16 protein-coding genes are annotated in these 17,872 nt (G+C 62.4%); 4 read left to right on the top strand and 12 right to left on the bottom strand.

What is annotated here, in order from left to right; all coding sequences use genetic code 11:
* Window positions 1-21 precede the first annotated feature (21 nt).
* From NFS22_RS14905 to NFS22_RS14885, 5 genes are all read right to left on the bottom strand, one after another.
* Window positions 22-2,307 (bottom strand): penicillin-binding transpeptidase domain-containing protein, encoded by a 2,286-nt coding sequence (locus NFS22_RS14905; RefSeq protein ID WP_251318509.1) that lies wholly within the window; start codon window positions 2,305-2,307, stop codon window positions 22-24.
* A gap of 16 nt (window positions 2,308-2,323) precedes the next feature.
* Entirely contained in the window at window positions 2,324-2,836 is a 513-nt protein-coding gene (locus tag NFS22_RS14900) for a rod shape-determining protein MreD (protein ID WP_251318508.1), read from the bottom strand.
* A gap of 131 nt (window positions 2,837-2,967) precedes the next feature.
* Window positions 2,968-3,810, bottom strand: a complete 843-nt coding sequence (gene mreC, locus NFS22_RS14895) for a rod shape-determining protein MreC (protein WP_251318507.1) — start codon at window positions 3,808-3,810, stop codon at window positions 2,968-2,970.
* On the bottom strand, window positions 3,807-4,406 hold the full coding sequence (locus NFS22_RS14890) for a Maf family protein (RefSeq protein WP_251318506.1): 600 nt from the start codon (window positions 4,404-4,406) through the stop codon (window positions 3,807-3,809). The genes mreC and NFS22_RS14890 overlap by 4 nt, the downstream gene beginning before the upstream one ends.
* Window positions 4,407-4,647: 241 nt before the next feature.
* Window positions 4,648-4,890 (bottom strand): helix-turn-helix domain-containing protein, encoded by a 243-nt coding sequence (locus tag NFS22_RS14885; RefSeq protein ID WP_251318505.1) that lies wholly within the window; start codon window positions 4,888-4,890, stop codon window positions 4,648-4,650.
* Between the two features lie 87 nt (window positions 4,891-4,977).
* Here NFS22_RS14885 and NFS22_RS14880 point away from each other — a divergent pair, with 87 nt between their 5' ends.
* Window positions 4,978-5,223 carry a hypothetical protein gene (locus NFS22_RS14880; RefSeq protein ID WP_251318504.1) on the top strand — a complete coding sequence of 82 codons (246 nt, stop codon included), beginning with the start codon at window positions 4,978-4,980 and terminating at the stop codon, window positions 5,221-5,223.
* Between the two features lie 9 nt (window positions 5,224-5,232).
* Here the strand turns inward: NFS22_RS14880 and NFS22_RS14875 are convergent, their stop codons facing one another.
* The 7 genes from NFS22_RS14875 to NFS22_RS14845 all read right to left on the bottom strand — a co-directional run bounded on the left by NFS22_RS14875 (window position 5,233) and on the right by NFS22_RS14845 (window position 12,653).
* Entirely contained in the window at window positions 5,233-6,096 is an 864-nt protein-coding gene (locus NFS22_RS14875; RefSeq protein WP_251318503.1) for an NADAR family protein, read from the bottom strand.
* Window positions 6,097-6,099: 3 nt separating this feature from the next.
* Window positions 6,100-6,975 (bottom strand): DUF2262 domain-containing protein, encoded by an 876-nt coding sequence (locus tag NFS22_RS14870; RefSeq protein WP_251318502.1) that lies wholly within the window; start codon window positions 6,973-6,975, stop codon window positions 6,100-6,102.
* 63 nt (window positions 6,976-7,038) lie between these two features.
* Complete coding sequence (dut, locus tag NFS22_RS14865) at window positions 7,039-7,488, bottom strand: dUTP diphosphatase (RefSeq protein WP_251318501.1); 450 nt, start codon at window positions 7,486-7,488, stop codon at window positions 7,039-7,041.
* Window positions 7,489-7,508: 20 nt separating this feature from the next.
* Window positions 7,509-8,768 carry an acyl-CoA reductase gene (locus NFS22_RS14860; RefSeq protein ID WP_251318500.1) on the bottom strand — a complete coding sequence of 420 codons (1,260 nt, stop codon included), beginning with the start codon at window positions 8,766-8,768 and terminating at the stop codon, window positions 7,509-7,511.
* The gene (locus NFS22_RS14855; protein ID WP_251318499.1) at window positions 8,765-9,889 is read right to left on the bottom strand and encodes a LuxE/PaaK family acyltransferase; all 1,125 of its coding nucleotides are present in this window, start codon (window positions 9,887-9,889) and stop codon (window positions 8,765-8,767) included. Before NFS22_RS14855 ends, NFS22_RS14860 begins: the two co-directional genes overlap by 4 nt.
* A gap of 168 nt (window positions 9,890-10,057) precedes the next feature.
* Window positions 10,058-12,142: a U32 family peptidase gene (locus NFS22_RS14850; protein WP_251318498.1), complete on the bottom strand. Its 2,085-nt coding sequence runs from the start codon at window positions 12,140-12,142 to the stop codon at window positions 10,058-10,060.
* 196 nt (window positions 12,143-12,338) lie between these two features.
* Complete coding sequence (locus tag NFS22_RS14845; protein WP_251318497.1) at window positions 12,339-12,653, bottom strand: cell division protein ZapA; 315 nt, start codon at window positions 12,651-12,653, stop codon at window positions 12,339-12,341.
* Window positions 12,654-12,888: 235 nt separating this feature from the next.
* Here NFS22_RS14845 and miaB point away from each other — a divergent pair, with 235 nt between their 5' ends.
* The 3 genes from miaB to NFS22_RS14830 all read left to right on the top strand — a co-directional run bounded on the left by miaB (window position 12,889) and on the right by NFS22_RS14830 (window position 17,848).
* Window positions 12,889-14,298 (top strand): tRNA (N6-isopentenyl adenosine(37)-C2)-methylthiotransferase MiaB, encoded by a 1,410-nt coding sequence (miaB, locus tag NFS22_RS14840; protein WP_251318496.1) that lies wholly within the window; start codon window positions 12,889-12,891, stop codon window positions 14,296-14,298.
* 198 nt (window positions 14,299-14,496) lie between these two features.
* The gene (gene mutS, locus NFS22_RS14835; RefSeq protein ID WP_251318495.1) at window positions 14,497-17,118 is read left to right on the top strand and encodes a DNA mismatch repair protein MutS; all 2,622 of its coding nucleotides are present in this window, start codon (window positions 14,497-14,499) and stop codon (window positions 17,116-17,118) included.
* Between the two features lie 235 nt (window positions 17,119-17,353).
* The gene (locus tag NFS22_RS14830) at window positions 17,354-17,848 is read left to right on the top strand and encodes a hypothetical protein (protein WP_251318494.1); all 495 of its coding nucleotides are present in this window, start codon (window positions 17,354-17,356) and stop codon (window positions 17,846-17,848) included.
* Window positions 17,849-17,872 lie beyond the last annotated feature (24 nt).

The raw sequence follows: 17,872 nt of genomic DNA, 5'->3' as shown, positions 1-17,872 counted from the left end.
GAGGGAGTCTTTTGTGTTTCGCTACCGGATTAAGGTGTTTTCCGTGGGGATCTCCTCCCGGGTTTCCTTGGAGGAGAAGTAGTAGCTCAGTACGTCGGCGGCCATGGAGGCCAGTTCGCCGCCGCTGCCGCCGTGCTCCACGGCCATGGCCACCACGATCTCCGGGTCGTCGTAGGGGGCAAAGCAGACAAACACGGCGTTGGACTCGGTCTGGGCGCTGATCTGGGCGGAGCCCGTCTTGGCCCCCGCCTTGAAGGGCAGGCTCTGGAAGGCCCGGTTGCTCTGGGCCATGGCCAGCATGCCCTCCTTCACCGCGGTCAGATTCTCGTCCTTGATTTCAATCTCGTCCAGCACCTGGAGCTCATACTGGTAGGTCACCTGGGAAAAATCGCTGGATTTGGTCTCTTTCAGCATGTGGGCGGCGTGGCGGGTGCCGCCGTTGACCAGGGTGGCGATATAGTTGGCCAGCTGGAGAGGGGTGACCTGGGTGCTCTCCTGGCCAATGGCCACCGAGGTAATGCTGCCCTCATACCAGGTATCCCCATGGCTCTCGGTGTATTCCGGACCGGCCACCACGCCGGCCGCCTCTCCCAGCTCGATGCCGGACTTCTCCCCCAGGCCGAAGCGGGCGGCGTACTCGTCCAGCCGTTCAATGCCCAGCTGGCGGCCTACCTCAAACATAAAGTAGTTGCAGGACACCTCAATGGCCTTAGCCACGTCCACCATGCCGTGGTTGCTCCGGTACTGGCGGTAAATCCAGCACTGGGGCGGGTTGACATCGGTCCAGTAGGTGTACCGGCCCTCGTCCTTGATCTTGGTCTTGGGGGTGATGATGCCCTCTTCCAGTCCGGCGATCGCGGTAATCATCTTAAAGGTGGAGCCGGGGGGATACAGGCCGTTCAGCGCCCGGTTGAGGAAGGGCTTGAGGGGGTCCTCCGCCTTCTCCCGCAGCTCGGAGGCGTAGTTGGCCAGGTCGAAGGTGGGGTAGTTGGCTGCCACCAGCACCTCGGCGGTCTTCACGTCCAGCACCACGCAGGCGGCCCCCTCCGTCTCCTCGCTTTGCAGCTTGGGGACGGACTCGGCCAGCAGATTTTCCACATAGGCCTGGAGGCCTATGTCCAGGGTGAGGATCACATTGTTCCCCGGCTCAGGCTCGGTGGTCCAGGTGGCGTCCACAATCTTGCCCTTGGTGTTCCGCTCCACCTGCCGGGTGCCCGATTTGCCCCGGAGCAGGCTCTCAAAGGCCAGCTCGGCCCCCTCCTTGCCCACCACGTCGTTCATCTGGTAGTCGCCCACGCCGTCGCCGTCTTCATCCACCGTTTTGTAGTAGGCCCACTCGTTTCGGTCCATCTGGGCGGTGCGGCCCAGCAGGTGGGCGGCATATTTGGTGTGGTACTGGCGCATGGTGGTAGCCTCAATCTCCACCCCGGCCAGGTCCAGCTCCTTCACCCGGGAAATAAAGTCGATATCCACGTCGGAGGCAAAGATATACTCGGTGGCGATATAGACCTCACGGGAGCGGAGGTACAGCTCATAGAGCACCCCGGCCATGGCCCGGGCGTCTGACTTGGGCATGCTGCCAATGTTCAGGTCGGGGACTGTCTGGCCGTTTTTTTCGGCCTGCTTTTTGTCCACCGCCCCCTCACCCGCGATTCCGAAGCTGGCGCACATCTTGCCCAGCAGCTGCTCGGCGGTGGGGAGGGGCTGGGGGCCCTCCTCCTTTTCGGGGGTCTCCTCCGTCTTGGGGGCCAGGCCGAAAAAGGCCTTGATTTTATCTTTCAGGCTGAGCTCCTTGGGGGCGGCCGGCTCTTCCTCCTCGGGCTCCTTGGTTGGATCTTCAATCCACTTCATACTGACAGCCAGCCTGCCCAGCCGGGTGAGGGTCTTTGTAATGGTGCCGTCCTCCTCCCGCTGGATGGTAAAGTAGGGCTGAGCGGTGGTGAAGGAGAAGGGGACCGTCTCGGTAATGGGCAGGTTGTCGGTCCATGTCACCCCCTCCGCCCGGGCAGCCTGGATGAGGGACAGGAGGATCCCATTCCGCTTCTGGTCGTTCCCCATCAGCTTGGTATTCAGTCTGACCTCATAGATTACCTTGTTGGACACCAGCACCTGGCCGTTCCGGTCCAGAATCTGGCCCCGGGCGGCTTCTACGGTCTGCGTCTCGGCAATTTTCTTCTGGGTCGCCAGATAGTAGCTGTCGCCGTTGTTGATCTGCAAGTCATACAGGGCGGCCCCCATACCGGTGACCATCAGCGCCAGCAGCAGCACCATCACCCACACCCGGCGGTGAAATTGTTTGGAATCCATAGCGTCTCCTTTATGTCTATGCCAGACGGGTTCCGCCCACCCGGTTGTAGATGGCCCGGAAGAGCAGCCAGACCAGGGGGGTCCAGGCCAAAGACCAGAGAAACTCAGGAATGGTCACCTGGAGCAGGTCAGCCAGGCCGGCGGCGTTGATAAACAGCATCCGGACCACCCGCAGGCAGTCCAGCAGACCCAGAACCCCGGCGGAACAGATGAGGCAGCCAGGGAAGGACTGGCTCAGGGCGTACTGCGCCACCGAGCCCATGGCCATTCCGGACAGGGCCAAGTAAAACACCAGACCCCCAAAGCCGCCGGGGTAGGCCAGCTCCCACAGCAGCCCCACCGCCATGCCAAAGCCGGTGCCCGAGTAGGCCCCCTCCAGCACGGCCACCGCCGCTACCGTCAGGGGCAGCAGCATGGGCGCCACTCCCCACAGCGGGTAGCGGGGCAGGATATAGGCGTCCAGCAGCCACACGGGCAGCAGCCCCAGGGCGTAGACCAACCATTTGTGGATAAAATCTCTGCGCGTCATAAAAGCTCCTTCCACGCAAGGGCCCCTCCGACCGCTTTGCGGCCAGCTCCCCCATAAAGGGGGCGGCTATATCCTGCGGGGGCGGCCGCAGGCTGTCCCTGCATTGGCGGAAAATCGGATGATTGTTCTATTTACTCAGCAATATCAAAATCCTTGATGACAAACACCTCAATGAGGGAGTCCAGAGCCACGGAGGGCTGGATGACGGCGTAGCGGGTCTGGCCTGAGGGGTCGGTAAACACACCCTCCACATGGCCCACCGGCAATCCGGAGGGGAACATATCCCCCCGGCCGGAGGTGAGCACCTCGTCCCCGGACACCAGCTGGGCCCCCTCAGGCAGGTAGTTCAGCTTCAGCTTTCCCTGATTCATCAGGGAAAACTCCCCTTCCAGCACGCCGGCGGAGAAGGTACGGGTGACAATTCCGCCGATCTCGGTGTCGGTGTTGATGATGGTGGAGACGGTGGACCAGTTTATCCCCACCTGGTCCACAACGCCCACCAGAACTCCCGTCTCAGTGATGACGCAGTCCCCGGCCTCAATGCCGTCCTTGGTCCCCTTGCTCAGGGTAAGGATAGACTCCCAGTTGTAGTTGGACCGGGCGGTGACCTTGGCGGTCTCCAGCTTAAAGCTGCGCCGCCGCTCCTTCAGCTCCAGCAGCTCCCGGAGCTGCTCGTTCTCCCGGCTGGCCTCCTCCCCCTGGCGCACCTTTTCCTCCAACTCCCGCACCTGAGCCCGCAGGTCGGTGAGCTCCTGCTCCATCTCCCCGTAGCGGAAGACATAGGCGTACACCCCCTCCGCCCAGTCGGCGGCGGCGGCAATCCCCCCGCGCACCGGGGCGGTGACGGTGTTGACAATGTTGGACAGGGGGTCGGCCTGGCCGCCCATCACAAAGGAGAGTGCTCCAATGAGAATAGACAGCAAAAAGGCGATCACCAGCAGCAGTATTCCGTTTTGCCGGAGAAAATCCTTCACGTTTTTTGCTCCTTTTCCGCGGCCATGGCCAGGGTGTTCACCCCGAACCGGGTCAGCATCCTCGCCAGCCGGCACACCGGCAGGCCCATGACATTATAATAATCCCCCGAAATGCCCTCCACCAGTACACAGCCATAGCCCTGTATCCCGTAGGCCCCGGCCTTGTCCATGGGCTCGCCGGTGGCGATATAGCGGATGATGTCCGCCTGGGTCAGGGTGCGGAAGCGGACGGAGGTCACCTCATGCTGGGTCAGCGTCTTCCCCTCCAGAGAGACCGTCACACCGGTGTACACCATGTGCAGCCGGCCGGACAGAGCGGCCAGCATGCGGGCCGCCCCCTCCTCGCTGCGGGGCTTGCCCAGCACCCGGTTGTTGACCGCCACCAGCGTATCGGCGGCGATTACCAGGTCGCCGGGCCGGGAAGCGGCCACCTCGGCGCATTTGCGCCGGGACAGCTCCTCTACCATCTGGTCGGGGGTGAGGGTGCGGGTGGCGATCTCCTCCCCTTGGGCCGGTATGACCTCAAAATCGGAAATCCCCATCCGCTCCAGCAGCTCCTTCCGCCGGGGAGATTGGGAAGCAAGGACGATTTTCATCCAAACACCTCATTATCAGCTCTCTCGTCCCGCCCGCAGGCGGCAGAAAAGGCTCCTTTTGAAAAGAGCTGTCAGCCGCAGGCTGACTGAGGATTGCATTTTGCAAAGCAAAATATACGAAGTAAATCAGGTTTGCTGGACTTGTTTGCTTCGCACATTTCGCCTGCGGCGAAATACAATCCTCCGCCCCAGTGTGCGCACTGGGGCACCTCCTTTCAAAAGGAGGCTTTTTTCGCAAACCTCAGCCGCCTGCCTTGTATTTCGGCTCCGGATCGTCAGTCAGCCCCAACAGATAGTCGGCGGAGACGCCGTAGTGCTCACAAATCAAAGCGATGCGCTCGGCGGTGGTGGTACGCTTACCACACTCAATTCCGCTGATGTGATTGCTTTTCACACCTAAAAGCTCCGCAAGAGTGGTCTGCGTCTCGTTATGTTTTTTTCGCTGTTCTAAAATGCGCTGCCCAAACAAGCTCTTAGAAAACATGAGAACACCTCTTGACAGACTTTTATACGGATAGTATAATCTCTTTCAGAGAACTTCTCTTAAAGAGATATTTCGGAGGTATCAAAAATGGAAAGCATTCTGTATCAAATATTCAGCGGTGAATACGATATTACTCCTAAACAGGACGAAACGCAACAACAATTACGCACTCAGCTTTTCATGGAGCTGGACAAGGTGGAAGCGGTATTTGGCACGGAATTTTTCGACCGGCTTTTTGCTCTGCACGGAGAGTGGAAACAGCAGAAGAGCTTTCAGTACTACCGCTCAGGCTTTCTCCTGGGGGCCCGCCTGATGCTGGCGGCGCTGGGATGATATCCGCCCCTACAGGCTCCAATCGATTTTGTCCTCATTGGCGCACACCCGGCGCAGCTCGTCCCGGACCTCCATCAGGGCAAAGCCCAGCAGGTTCTTCCCCCGCCAGGCGGCGGGGTTTTGGGCGTTTTCGTTGGCCTTGCCCATGCCAATGCCCCAGATGCGGTCCCGGGGGCTGGCCTCCACCAGGATTTTGTCCCCGGTGCGCAGCAAAAAGTCCTTCAATTCCGGATTTTGCAGGAATTTTTGAAAGTTTCCCGTTAAAACAATGGTGTATTTGCACTTGTCCCACTCAGCCTGGTCAAAGTTTTTGACCTCCCGGCCCAGGGCCTTGATCTTCCCCTGGACGGTGGCCTCCAGAATTTTTTCCAGCGTCTCCCTGTCTCCGAACAGCCGGGCCTTCTCAGCCATCATGTACTGCTCCATGCAGCAGTAAGGCTGGGTTTCCACCCGGAACTCCGCCATCCACCACTGGCTCAGGCAGGTCTCGGTGATGTGGCCATCCCTCTCCGGGGTGTGGCCCCAGAAGTGGACCCACTTCACCCGCTTTCCAGCGGCGAGCTCCGCTGCCAGCTGTTCCCGGTTATAGGCGGGCTGGCCGTCGGGCCGCCAGAAGCGGAGGAGGTAATCGTTCCTGTCGTAATACAGGGAGGGGTCCCCCTCCTCGTCGTCCTCCTCCACGGACAGACTGTCCCAAAAGACGGGGTAGGGGAATAGCCGCTCATACTCCGCCCGCTCCTTGTCGGACAGGGTTTGCAGCCAGTCCCACAGCCGGCAGCCGTAGTCCTCGCCGTAGCCCATCCGCCAGCCGATGGAGTACTGGGGAATTTCCGGGCAGGCCAGCCACTCAGGGGCCATCCATTTGTCCCGCATGTGCTATCCCTCCATATGGGCCTCGTCCGGGCCGTGCTCCAGGTCGCCGGTGACCCGGATGGAGTGGCCGTAGAACAGCTCGCCGTCGGCGAACCAGAACTCAAAGGAGCCGTCCGCCCGGACCTCGATGGACTCCAGCTCCATCCGCTCCATAAACTGTTCTTTGCTGATCTCCGCCGTCTCCCCGTCATCGTCCATCTCCTGGCTCCAGTCGTTGGCCAGCCCCACCAGCTCGCCGGCGGCAAATGCCCGGATTCTCTGATCCCAGTCCGCCGCCGCGCCCAGCAGCTGCCGGGCGTTTGCCACGCAGTTTGCCCGGTCCTCGTCCATGTCAATGGTAAGGGAAATCTCCGTCCCCAGCCAGTCCAGCTCCGTCTCAAACCAGTCCACCTGCCGGTTCAGGGTAAAGGTGCCCAACCCCTCCTCCCAGAAGGTGACAGGCTTTTTCTGTTCCTCCAGAATGGTCTTCAGGTCGGGGTCAAAGGCCGGCTCGGGCAGGTCCAGCAGCAGCAGGCGCTTGCCGTCCTTCGATACGCGGCCCCTGAACTTGATGATAAGGTCCGGCCTGGCCCGGCGGCGCAGGTGCTCCAGCAGCTGGTCGTCCGCAATGGTGGACAGGGTGAACTCCCCCTGGTGGATGTCGGGACTGTCCTCCTCCATCCAGGCCGTCAGGCCGATAGCGGCCCACCACAGCTTGTCCTTGCCCGCCTTGCCCCCGTTAAAGCCGTTGGCCCCGGTCACCGCCAGTATAGTTAACTCCTCCGGCTGAAACTGGGCGGCAAGCTCACGGAACTGCCGGTTCTCGGTGTTCTGGAGCGGCTTTGTCTCCCGCGTCTTCTCCTCCGGCTCCTCGCCCTTTCGTTTAAACAATCCGAACATACAGTTTCCTCCTTAACGTCCCCGTCGATCTGTAGGGCGCGCCCTACACGCAGCCGGTCATTTTTACGCCCCCGTGGAGCCGAAGCCTCCCGCTCCCCGGGCGGTATCGTCCAACTCGTCCACCATTTGGATGTTGGCCTGAATCACCGGGGCGATCATCAGCTGGGCGATACGGTCCCCCGGCTGGACGGTAAAATCTGATTCCCCAGAGTTTTGAAGACCCACTATGATTTCACCCCTGTAATCACTGTCGATCACCCCCACGCAGTTGGCGGGGGCCACACCGTGCTTGATGCCCAGTCCGCTGCGGGCGTAGACCAGGGCCACGTAGTCGGGGGAGGGCAGGGCGACAGCCAACCCGGTGGGGATCATCCTCCGCCCCCCGGCGGGGATGACTGCCGCCTCGTCCAGGCAGGCGTGGAGGTCCATGGCCGCCGAGCCGGGGGTGGCGTAAAAGGGCAGAGGGATTTCTGTTCCGATTTTAGGGGAAACTGCCTTGATTTTCAAGTCCATATTGTAAACTCCTCAAAAATTTATCCGTTTTCTATGTCCACCACCCGCACATACCGGCGCAGGGGGTACTCTCCGTCATGGGCCTCGCCGGGGAAGGTGTCCGACATATGGCCGGGGCTTGTGATCCGGTTGACCCCCGCCCGGGCCAGCAGGGCGGTCAGCTCCTCCCGCTCCGGGGGAGGGCACAGCAGTCCCGCCGTCTGGAGCCGCCCCCTCTGCTGCCGCAGGGCAGAAATGATCTCCTTCCGGGGCAGGCGCTTCACCAGCACGCTGCCGTGGAGGTGGGACAGCTCCAGGTTCATGTCCCGGCGCAGCGTGAGGGAGCAGCACCAGCCGGGAAAGTTCAGGTCACTGGAGCCCGCCCGGTCCACAATCTGTTCCAATGCCGTCTCCCTGGCATAGAGGGCGGCCTGGGCCGCCTGGCCGGGGGTTTTATAGTGGGAGGCCGCGGCCTTTTCCAACACAGGGAGAAACTGCTTGCAAAACTGCTCCGCCAGGGACAGATAGTCCGCGTCAAGGAAAATCACCTGACAGGAGGAGCACAGCAGTCCGCCGGTGCGGACAACATGCTCCGCCAGCCCGGACAGGTCCAGTCCCTCCCAGCTTGACAGGTAGGCAAAGCTGAGCCGGTGGCCCCACTCGATGAGCTTACATCCGGTTGGGGCCAGCCCCCGCAGGGCGGACACCGCCCCGTCTCCGCCCCAGGTGACAACGCCGTCCGCCAGAGCAGCCAGGGCCTTGAGGGTCCCGGAGTATTTGGAGGACAGGTCAAAGGCGTACAGATAAGGGGCCAGCCTGGGCTCCAGCTCCGTCAGCTTTTGGAACACCGCCAGGGTGAGCCCTCTGTCCCCACGGGGGAGCTTGACCAGGTTGAGGTTGCCGGTGAGCAGGCCCTCCACAGCGGTGAAGGCGGGCAGGCCCGCCATATTCCCTGGGGCTACGTGGAGCAGAACCCCCAGAGGCCTCACCTCTGAGCAGCCAAAGGGCCGGGGGCCGCTGAGACCGCCCAGCTCCAGCTCCAGCCGGGCCTCCAGAGCCTTGCGGCTGATCTGGGGGCGGACCCGCTCCAGCTCCTCCCGGGCCCCCGGCGGGGCGTATTGGACAATGAGGGAGTCCAGCGCCCCGCTGTCCAGCTCCCGGCCCAGAGCGTCCAGGGCACTCAAAACGGTTTCCCGCTCCAGGGGCGGGCCGCTGAGGGTATGGACGATCTCCTCCTCCAGACAGCCCAGGACGGGGTTCAGCTCTGAGTCGGGGAGAATTTTTCCGCCGGCGAATATCATGGCATTTCCCCCTTTCCCAGCAGCTCGGCGGCTCCGGCAGCGCAGGTGGTGATATCGTTCAGTCCCGCCCGGCCCAAAATGGTGAGGAAGGGCGCAGTCAGCCCGCAGCCGCAGTCCTCCCCGGGGGTGAGATACCCCAAGTCGTCGGTCATCACGCTGGTTACCGGGGTGGCGTTGATAAGGGGGGTAATCAGGTTGACCAGCCCCACCTCCCCCATGGGCAGGGGTTCCAGAGTGCGCACATCCCGGATGATAACCCGGGAATAGGCCGGGATGTGGAAGTGGTGCTTTTTGCAAGTGTTGAAAAAGACGGGGTGCTCCACCGCGCCGAAAAATTCGTGGATATCCTCCTCTTTCACCCCCAGCACCCGCTCCGCCAGGGCGTAGAGGCGGGGCTTGTCCACCTCCTGGGCGTAGTGCTGCTTCCAGCCCCCGGCCAGGAGGATTTTTGAGCCTCTGGGCAGGCGCATCGACAGCCCCAGTTCCTCTATCTGCTGCATGCCGAACCAGAGGTAGGAGGGAAAGGCCACAATACGCGCCGGGAAGGGGGAGCGGGCGCACCGGGCCAGTCGCCTCGCCGCCCCCTCCAGGTCGGGGACGTATCCGCCGTCCTTCCAGCGCAGAGCGTAGAAGCGGCTGAGGGGCGGGGCGAAGTGGGTCAGGCCGAACATGGTCCGGGCCACCCCCATCTTGTCCTGCCTGCCCGGCTTATAGCCTAAAATCACGTAGTTGGCCGGTCTGGGGGACACCAGCTTGTGGTAAAATCCCAGCCGCAGCACCATGGGGACCTCCGCCAGGACGCAGCCCCAGTCAAATCCCACCCGGCTGAAGCTGCCGCTGGTGCCTGAGGAGGTCACCTCAAAGGAGAGCCTCCACCGGGGCATGGAGGATACATGGTGCCGCTTGAAAAACAGAGTGGGCAGAACGGGGAGCTTGGCCAGATCGTCCACGGTCTGGACCTGGTCCGGGGAAAAGCCCTCCGCCTGACAGACGGCCCGGTACTCCGGGCAATGTTTGATATGGTAGGCGCAGTTGTCCCGGACGGCCCGGAGAAAGCGCCCGTCCGAGCCGGGCAGGTCGTAGGCACGGCTGAGCCAGAACAGTGTTTGACGGCTGAGCATGGATGCACCTCCTTCCAGTCACGCAGACAAAGCCTCCCTTCGCAAAGGGAGGTGGCATTTGCGAAGCAAATGACGGAGGGTTTTCCCCTGCTGAAGTGTATCTTCTTGTCAGGAGCCCCCCACCCGGCTTCGCCGGGAGCCCCCCCCTTTGCGAAGGGGGCCTTATGTCTACTCCACGTCCCTATAGTACAGCCCTCTGGTAAAATCGTTGGGCTGGTATCTGCCCCGGTTTAAGTACCGCTCCAGCACCTGGACGCACTCCAGGGCGTTTTCGGTGGTGAACATCAGCCGGGCTCCCCACAGGCCCAGCTTCTGCCAGTCCCTCTGCTTGTCGGCCAGAAACAGCTTTTTGGAGTTGAGAATCTCATTGCGGCACCCCCAGGCCTTTACCACGGGGAACCGCTCCCCCTTGCGGTCGGTAAGCAGGTTCACATTGCCGCAGGTGTGCCGCCCGAAGTGGTTGTGGATGATGCAGTTCTCGGTAATCATCAGGGGCAGGCGGCCATAGGCGATAAATTCGGTGGGGAGCGTCTTTGAAATATCCCGGATCTGGGGGAATTTCATCTCAAAGGAGACGGTGGCCCCCACAAGGCCCAGCCGTTTCAGCTCCTTCATGGTCTGGCTGTTGTACACCCCCAGGCCGTAGTCCCCCCGGACGGCAAAGCCCAGCTGTCCGGCCCGGCGGACCATTCCCCAGTTTCCGGCCAGGGCCTGCTCCACGCCCAGCTCCCGCAGAACGGCCAGGTCCTGCTCCAGCCGGGGCAGCTCCTTGTCGGTGCAGATGCGGGGCAGGGAGACGGCCATGGCCACCCCCTCACCCAGGCAGCGCTTCACCGCCTCCGGGTGGGCAGCCCCCTGGTCCGCGGGGAGGTAGATCAAAGCGGGTTTCAGCCGGATCAGCTCGGCGCTGAGCTGAGAGGCCGCGCGCAGTGACAGGGTAAATACCGGCGCCTCCCCCTGATTTTCATACCGCACGCCGGGCTGGTACTTCTCCCTGCGCCGCCGGGGGGGCTTCTGCCGCTCTGTGACCAGCTCCTCCACACAGCGGCGGCGCAGGTCGTTGAGGGCGGACAGGGGCAGAGACAGGTTGTCCCCCACCCTGGCGGTGGCCCTCTCACACAGGAAGGGGGTGCCTCCGGTGCGCCGGAGCTGGCTTTCCACCTTCTCCCGGGTGAGGGGGAGGCTCCGGGCCGTCTCCGGGACGGGGCCCTCCACCCGGACCACCCGGCCCTCCCGGTCCTCCGCCGCCGCCTGGGCGGGCTGGCCGGACTGGATCAGGGCGTACATCCGCACCGGCTCCTTCCGGTTTTCCACGTTGTTCTCATAGGTGGAGCGGGCCTGGGCATACAGCTCACGGGGCTCCTTCTCCTCCTGGCGGGTGCCGAACATCGATTGGCCCTTTTGGCCCATGTAATAGCCATCGGTAAAGCCCTGGCGGGAGAAGGCCTGCTTTAACAGCTCCATCTCCTCCGGGGTGGGTTCCCGGTCCTCCCGCAGGGCCCTGGCGTATATCCCGGTGACAATGGCCACATACTCGGGCCGCTTCATCCGCCCCTCCAGCTTGAGGCAGGCCACCCCCATGTTTTGCAGTGCCTTTAAATGCCCGGCCAGGGACAGGTCCTTTAGGGACAGGGGGTACTCGTTGGCCTTGCCGCCCCAGCCGTAGTTCAGGCGGCAGGGCTGGGCGCACATCCCCCGGTTGCCGCTGCGCCCGCCGATCACGCTGGAGAAAAAGCACTGCCCCGACCAGCACATACACAGCGCCCCATGGCCGAAGACCTCAATTTCAATGGGGGCATTCTGGCAGATGTAGGCAATCTGCTCCCGGCTCAGCTCCCGGCCCAGCACCACCCGGCTCATCCCCAGCCCGGCACACAGCTTTACCCCGTCCAGAGAGTGGACGCTCATCTGGGTGGAGCCGTGGATGGGCAGGTCGGGGACAGACTGGCGCAGCATCCGCGCCGCCCCCAGGTCCTGGACAATCACCGCATCTACCCCAATATCGCTGGCGTGGGCGGCCAACTCGGCGGCCCCGGGCAGCTCCCGGTCGGTCAGCAGGGTATTCAGGGTGAGGTTGACCTTGCACCCCCGGAGATGGCAGTACGAAACCGCCGCCGCGGCCTCCTCCCGGGTAAAATTCCGGGCTCCGCGGCGGGCGTTGAAGTCTCCATATCCAAAATAGACGGCGTCGGCCCCGTTCTGGACGGCGGCCTTAACCGCCTCCATAGACCCGGCGGGGGCGAGAAGCTCCATAATATCCCTCCTGTTGCGGTTTATGCCGCCCGCAGAACCAAATAGCTCTGTCTGTGACGGACAGGCGGCCAAAGGCCGCCCCTGCAAGTGGCGGCAATTCTGACGATTGCTATAAACTCCCTCCGTCACGGCTTCACCGTGCCGCCTCCCTCAAAGAGGGAGGCTTTTTTGACAATTTGCCGCTCCGGACGGAGCGTTACTTTCTGGTTCCCAGCTTGAAAATCTCCCGCTTGGCCTCAGACAGCTCCAGCTTCAGGCTGTTGGCCTCCTCCAGGTTCTCCTTCACCTGGCGGCGCAGATTTTCTGAGGTCTCCTGCTCCTTGAACAGCAAATCGGCGATATTCATGGCGGCCAGCACCGCCGCGTCGGCCTGGGACAGCCTGCCTCCGGCGGACACCTCAGCCAGGTGCTTGTCCACCAGCGCCGCGCACCGGCGGACATAGCCCTCATCCTCCGCCGCAACCATGGTGTAGTCCTTTCCGCCTATGCTGACCACCACTTTGTTCCTCATATCTCTTTCCTCCCCGCTTGTTTTCTGGGCGCACAACCCCAGTTTTAATCAGTATTGCCATTATAGCACAACAAGACAGGTTTGAAAATGAAATATTCCATGAATTTTTCATGACAGGTTCCAAGGCCAACGCCTGCCTTCCTGTGCCCAAGGCCACAAAGCGCTTGTCTTTCCCGAAAAAAAATAGTATAATGTATCAGTTAAAATAGCGCCTGAATACGCTCTGGAGGTTTTTATGGATCGCACCACTGTCATTTCCCCCGCTGATATTGAAAAACAGCTGGCCTTCTGCCGGGCGGTGGCCCGGCTGACCGCCCAGTGGCCGGACAGACCCCTGGCCTTTGTGGACACCTACGGCTGCCAGCAGAACGAAGCCGACTCCGAGCGCATCCGGGGCTGTCTGGAGCAAATGGGCTTTGGCTTTACCCAAGACGAGGAACAGGCCCGGATCGTTGTCATCAACACCTGCGCCATCCGGGAGCACGCCGAGCAGCGGGTGTTCGGCAACGTGGGCGCCCTGGTCCACGTAAAGCGGCGGCATCCGGAACAGCTCATCTGCCTGTGCGGGTGCATGGTGCAGCAGCCCCACGCGGCCCAAAAGCTGCGGGAGTCTTACCGCCATGTGGACTTGGTCTTCGGCCCCCACGCCCTTTGGAAGTTTCCTGAGATGGTCCACACCCTGCTCACCCAGCGCGGGCGGATCTTCCAGACCCCTGACGAGGCCGGCTCTATCGCCGAGGGCCTTCCGGTGGTGCGTCAGGACAGCGTCAAGGCCTGGGTGTCCATCATGTACGGCTGCAACAACTTCTGCTCCTACTGCATTGTCCCCTATGTCAGGGGGCGGGAGCGGTCCCGCAGGCCGGAGGACATTTTGGCCGAGGTCCGCCAGCTGGTGGAGGAGGGGTACAAAGACATCACCCTGCTGGGTCAGAACGTGAACTCCTACGGCAAGGACCTGGCTGAGCCCATGGACTTTTCCACCCTGCTGGAGGAAGTGAACGCCATCCCGGGGGACTTTCTTATCCGGTTTATGACCTCCCACCCCAAGGACGCCACCCAAAAGCTCTTTGAGACCATGGCCCGGTGCCAAAAGGTGGCCCCGGTGCTCCATCTGCCCTTTCAGGCGGGGAACGACCGCATCCTGAAGGTGATGAACCGCCGCCACACCCGGGCGGAATATCTGGAAAAGATCAAGGCCCTCAAGGCCCTCATCCCCGATATCGTTCTCACCTCCGACATTATTGTGGGCTTCCCCGGGGAGACCACCGAGGAGTTTGAGGACACCTTAAAGGTACTGGAGGAGGTCCGCTTCGACGCCCTGTTCACCTTCATCTACTCCCCCCGCCAGGGCACCCCCGCCGCCAAAATGGGCGACCCCATGCCCCGGGAGGAGAAGCTGGCCAATTTCAACCGCCTCACCGCCCTTCAGGACGCCATCTCCGAGGAGAAGCACGCCGCCTATGTGGGCAAAACCCTTCGCTGCCTCATTGACGGGCTGTCTGACGACATTCGGTACGGCCTCACCGCCCGCACCCCGGGCAACCGGCTGGTCCGGGTGGCGGGGGACCCCTCCGCCCTGGGCCAGTTCCGACAGGTGAAAATCACCGGGGCCAACAAGTGGTCGCTGTTCGGGGAGCTGGTGTGAGCTTGTACCTTGCAGCCGGCTTTCAAATCACTGTCACCGCCCCTACAGATGGCCGCGAACCTGACGACCGCAATAGTTGCACATTTTCGTGCAATTAGAGCTGCATTAACGTAATCGTCAACATAAATATCAACATCACCGTTAAGGCAAACGTGCCGCCTGGTGTGCGGCGTTTGGAGAGAAAGAAGGTACATTCCCATGCCGGAGATCACCCCCATGATGCAGCAATATCTGGACATCAAGGCCCAGAACCCGGACAGTATTTTGTTCTTCCGGCTGGGGGACTTTTACGAGATGTTCCATGACGACGCCAAGCTGGTGTCCAAGGAGCTGGACCTGACCCTCACCACCCGGGACCGGAACAAGCCCCCGGACCAGCGCACCCCCATGTGCGGCGTGCCCTACCACTCCTGTGACAGCTACATCGCCCGGCTCATCTCCAAGGGCTACAAGGTGGCCATCTGCGAGCAGACCGAAGACCCGGCCCAGGCCAAGGGGCTGGTGGACCGGGACATCATCCGGGTGATTACTCCCGGTACGGTGATCGCCTCCTCCATGCTGGAGGAGGGCAAAAACAACTACATCTGCGCCGTCTACGCCGGCTGCGCCGCCTGCGGCCTGTGCCTGTGCGACATCTCTACCGGCGAGGTATACGGTTCCTCCTTCCCTGCAAATGAGGAGGGCTTTGGCCATCTGCAAAACGAGCTGGCCCGGTTCCATCCCGCCGAGGCGGTGCTGTCCTCAGAGGCCTGGAGCCGGGAGGGGCTGGCCGCCTTTCTCAAGGAGCGGCTGGGCTGTCTGTGTGAAAACGGCGGCGAGGCCAGGTTCCGCATAGAGACCGCCCGGCCTCTGGCGGAGAAGCAGTTTAAAACCGGATTGGAGCAAATCCCCGCCGGGGACGAGGCCGCAATCCAGGCCGCCGGGGGGCTGCTGGCCTATCTGTATGAGACCCAAAAGACCGATCTGAGCCATATCTCCCACTTTTCCTACTACTCCGCCGGCCAGTTCATGGAGCTGGACCTCACCGCCCGGCAGACCCTGGAGCTCACCGCCACCATGCGGGGCAAGGAGAAGAAGGGGTCGCTGCTGTGGGTGCTGGACAAGACCAAAACCGCCATGGGCGGGCGGCTGCTCCGGGGATGGATGGAGCGGCCCCTCCTCTCCCCGGCCCGGATTGCCCGGCGGCAGCAGGGGGTGGCCGACCTGGTGGAGGACGCCATCACCCGGGAGGAGCTGTCCCTGGCCCTGCGGGAGGTCACCGACCTGGAGCGGCTGGCCGGACGGGTGGTCTACGGCTCCGCCGGGTGCCGGGACCTGGCCGCCCTGTCCGCCGGGCTGGGAAAGCTGCCCCATATCCGGGAGCTGCTCTCCCACTGCCCCTCCCCCCTGCTCCAGCAGCTGCGGGAGGAGCTGGACGACCTGCCCCAGCTGCGGGACCTGCTGGACCGGGGACTGCGGGACGAGGAGGAAAAGGCTCTGCCCTTCTCCGTGCGGGAGGGGGACTTTATCCGCCCTGGCTACAACGAAAAGGTGGACGAGCTGCGGGACCTGCTCACCAACGCCAACGGGCGCATCATCGACATGGAGGTAAAAACCAAGGAGCAGACCGGCATCAAAAACATGAAAATCACCTCCAACAAGGTGTTTGGATATTATATCGAGGTGGCCAAGTCCCAGACCGGGCTGGTCCCCGACCACTGGACCCGGAAGCAGACCACCGTTAACGCCGAGCGGTACATCTCCCCCGAGCTGAAGGAGCTGGAGCACGCCATCTTGTCCGCCCGGGACCAGGTGACCGCCCTGGAGTACCAGCTGTTCTGCCAGCTGAAGCAGGCCGTGTGTGACCAGGTGGACCAGCTGCAGAAGACCGCCGCTGCCGTGGCCCAGGTGGACGTGCTGTGCTCCTTCGCCGCGGTGGCCGCCGCCAACAACTACTGCATGCCCCAGGTGGACTCCTCCGACACCCTCACCATTGTGGAGGGCCGCCACCCCGTGGTGGAAAAGATGCTGAAAACCACCCCCTTCGTCCCCAATGACACCCACATGGACGAAAAGGACGACCTGGCCGCCATCATCACCGGGCCCAACATGGCGGGCAAGTCCACCTACATGCGCCAGGTGGCCCTGATCGTTCTCATGGCCCAAATGGGCTCCTTTGTCCCCGCCCGCTCCGCCCGCGTCGGAGTGGTGGATCGGGTGTTTACCCGTATCGGGGCCAGCGACGACCTGGCCTCCGGCCAGTCCACCTTTATGGTGGAGATGACAGAGGTGGCCGCTCTGCTCAGCAGCGCCACCCGCAAGTCGCTGCTCATCCTGGACGAGATCGGCCGTGGGACCTCCACCTACGACGGCATGGCCATTGCCCGGGCGGTGCTGGAGCACTGCGCCGACAAGAAGCGGCTGGGGTGCAAAACCCTCTTCGCCACCCACTACCACGAGCTTACCGCCCTGGAGGGGACCGTCCCCGGGGTGAAAAACTACAATATCGCCGCCAAAAAGCGGGGCTCTGAGGTGATTTTCCTGCGGAAAATTGTCCGGGGCGGGGCGGACCAGAGCTACGGCGTGGAGGTGGCCCGGCTGGCCGGAGTGGCCGACCGGGTGGTCAAACGGGCCAGGGAGATTCTGGAGGAGCTGGAGTCAGGGAACGCCCCTGTAAGCGGCGGACGGCCGCAGGACGCCCCTGCAGATCAGCTGTCCCTTACGCAGCTGGGCGGGGAGACCGTTTTGAAAAAGCTGCGCATGACCGACGTGAACATCCTCTCCCCCATTGAGGCGCTCAACCTTCTGGCCGAGCTGAAACAGGACCTGAACGGAGGATAGTCCCCGTGCCGCCGCAGCGAAAAAGCCTCCTTTTGAAAGGAGGCGCCCCAGTGCGCACACTGGGGCGGAGGATTGTATTTCGCCGTCAGGCGAAATGTGCAGAGCAAGCCAGGTCTTTGCAAGCTTTGTTTACTTCGTATGTTTCGCTTCGCGAAACACAATCCCCAGTCAGCCTTACGGCTGACAGCCCCTTTCAAAAGGGGCCTGCCGCCTGCGGGCGCAAAAGGAGGATACCATGATAAAACCGCCCCGCATCTATGAGGCCCTGCTGGGCTGGATTCTGCTGATTTTGGGCGGGGTGTTCACCCTGCTGGGGCTGGCGGGGAGCATCCTCGCTATCCCCGTGCGCAATGGCGGCGCCCAGGACTTTGCCCTTTTTGGGCTGCCTCTGCTGGTGTTTGGTGCAGGCCTGCTGCTGTGGGCCCGGCAGAAGGAACGCAGCTGGGACCGCCTGAAATCAGGGGGTCTGGCCGTTCAGGGCCAGTTGATCCCGGAGGCCACCCGCCGCCACTGGTATGTCAGCTTCGGCAGTGACGGCTTTCGTAAGCGCAGTCCCTGGTCAGTCATGTGCATTTACCGCTGGGAGGGGCGGACCTACTTCCTCCGCAGTGAATTTCTCTGGCGGCCGCCCCGGGAAACCGGCCGCCAGCCCATTGTCTATCTGGACCCTCTAAATCCCAAACAAGCCTGGTTAGACCCGGATTCCCTGCAATATGAGATGAAAATTTAGGTTTCCACGTTAGGGGGTAATCCG

The organism is Flintibacter muris (genome assembly GCF_943192995.1).
Taxonomy (GTDB): Bacteria; Bacillota; Clostridia; order Oscillospirales; family Oscillospiraceae; genus Lawsonibacter; species Lawsonibacter muris.
Note: the sequence above shows the minus strand (reverse complement) of the source record. Positions and strands in the feature narration are given on the sequence as shown.

Coding starts and splice junctions, on each gene's coding strand:
- NFS22_RS14880 (WP_251318504.1), top strand. CDS start 4,978: ATGGAAAGCATTCTGTATCAAATATTCAGCGGTGAATACGATATTACT.
- dut (WP_251318501.1), bottom strand. CDS start 7,488: ATGGACTTGAAAATCAAGGCAGTTTCCCCTAAAATCGGAACAGAAATC.
- NFS22_RS14885 (WP_251318505.1), bottom strand. CDS start 4,890: ATGTTTTCTAAGAGCTTGTTTGGGCAGCGCATTTTAGAACAGCGAAAA.
- NFS22_RS14870 (WP_251318502.1), bottom strand. CDS start 6,975: ATGTTCGGATTGTTTAAACGAAAGGGCGAGGAGCCGGAGGAGAAGACG.
- NFS22_RS14875 (WP_251318503.1), bottom strand. CDS start 6,096: ATGCGGGACAAATGGATGGCCCCTGAGTGGCTGGCCTGCCCGGAAATT.
- miaB (WP_251318496.1), top strand. CDS start 12,889: ATGGATCGCACCACTGTCATTTCCCCCGCTGATATTGAAAAACAGCTG.
- mutS (WP_251318495.1), top strand. CDS start 14,497: ATGCCGGAGATCACCCCCATGATGCAGCAATATCTGGACATCAAGGCC.
- NFS22_RS14905 (WP_251318509.1), bottom strand. CDS start 2,307: ATGGATTCCAAACAATTTCACCGCCGGGTGTGGGTGATGGTGCTGCTG.
- NFS22_RS14845 (WP_251318497.1), bottom strand. CDS start 12,653: ATGAGGAACAAAGTGGTGGTCAGCATAGGCGGAAAGGACTACACCATG.
- NFS22_RS14855 (WP_251318499.1), bottom strand. CDS start 9,889: ATGCTCAGCCGTCAAACACTGTTCTGGCTCAGCCGTGCCTACGACCTG.
- NFS22_RS14830 (WP_251318494.1), top strand. CDS start 17,354: ATGATAAAACCGCCCCGCATCTATGAGGCCCTGCTGGGCTGGATTCTG.
- NFS22_RS14900 (WP_251318508.1), bottom strand. CDS start 2,836: ATGACGCGCAGAGATTTTATCCACAAATGGTTGGTCTACGCCCTGGGG.
- NFS22_RS14850 (WP_251318498.1), bottom strand. CDS start 12,142: ATGGAGCTTCTCGCCCCCGCCGGGTCTATGGAGGCGGTTAAGGCCGCC.
- NFS22_RS14860 (WP_251318500.1), bottom strand. CDS start 8,768: ATGATATTCGCCGGCGGAAAAATTCTCCCCGACTCAGAGCTGAACCCC.
- NFS22_RS14890 (WP_251318506.1), bottom strand. CDS start 4,406: ATGAAAATCGTCCTTGCTTCCCAATCTCCCCGGCGGAAGGAGCTGCTG.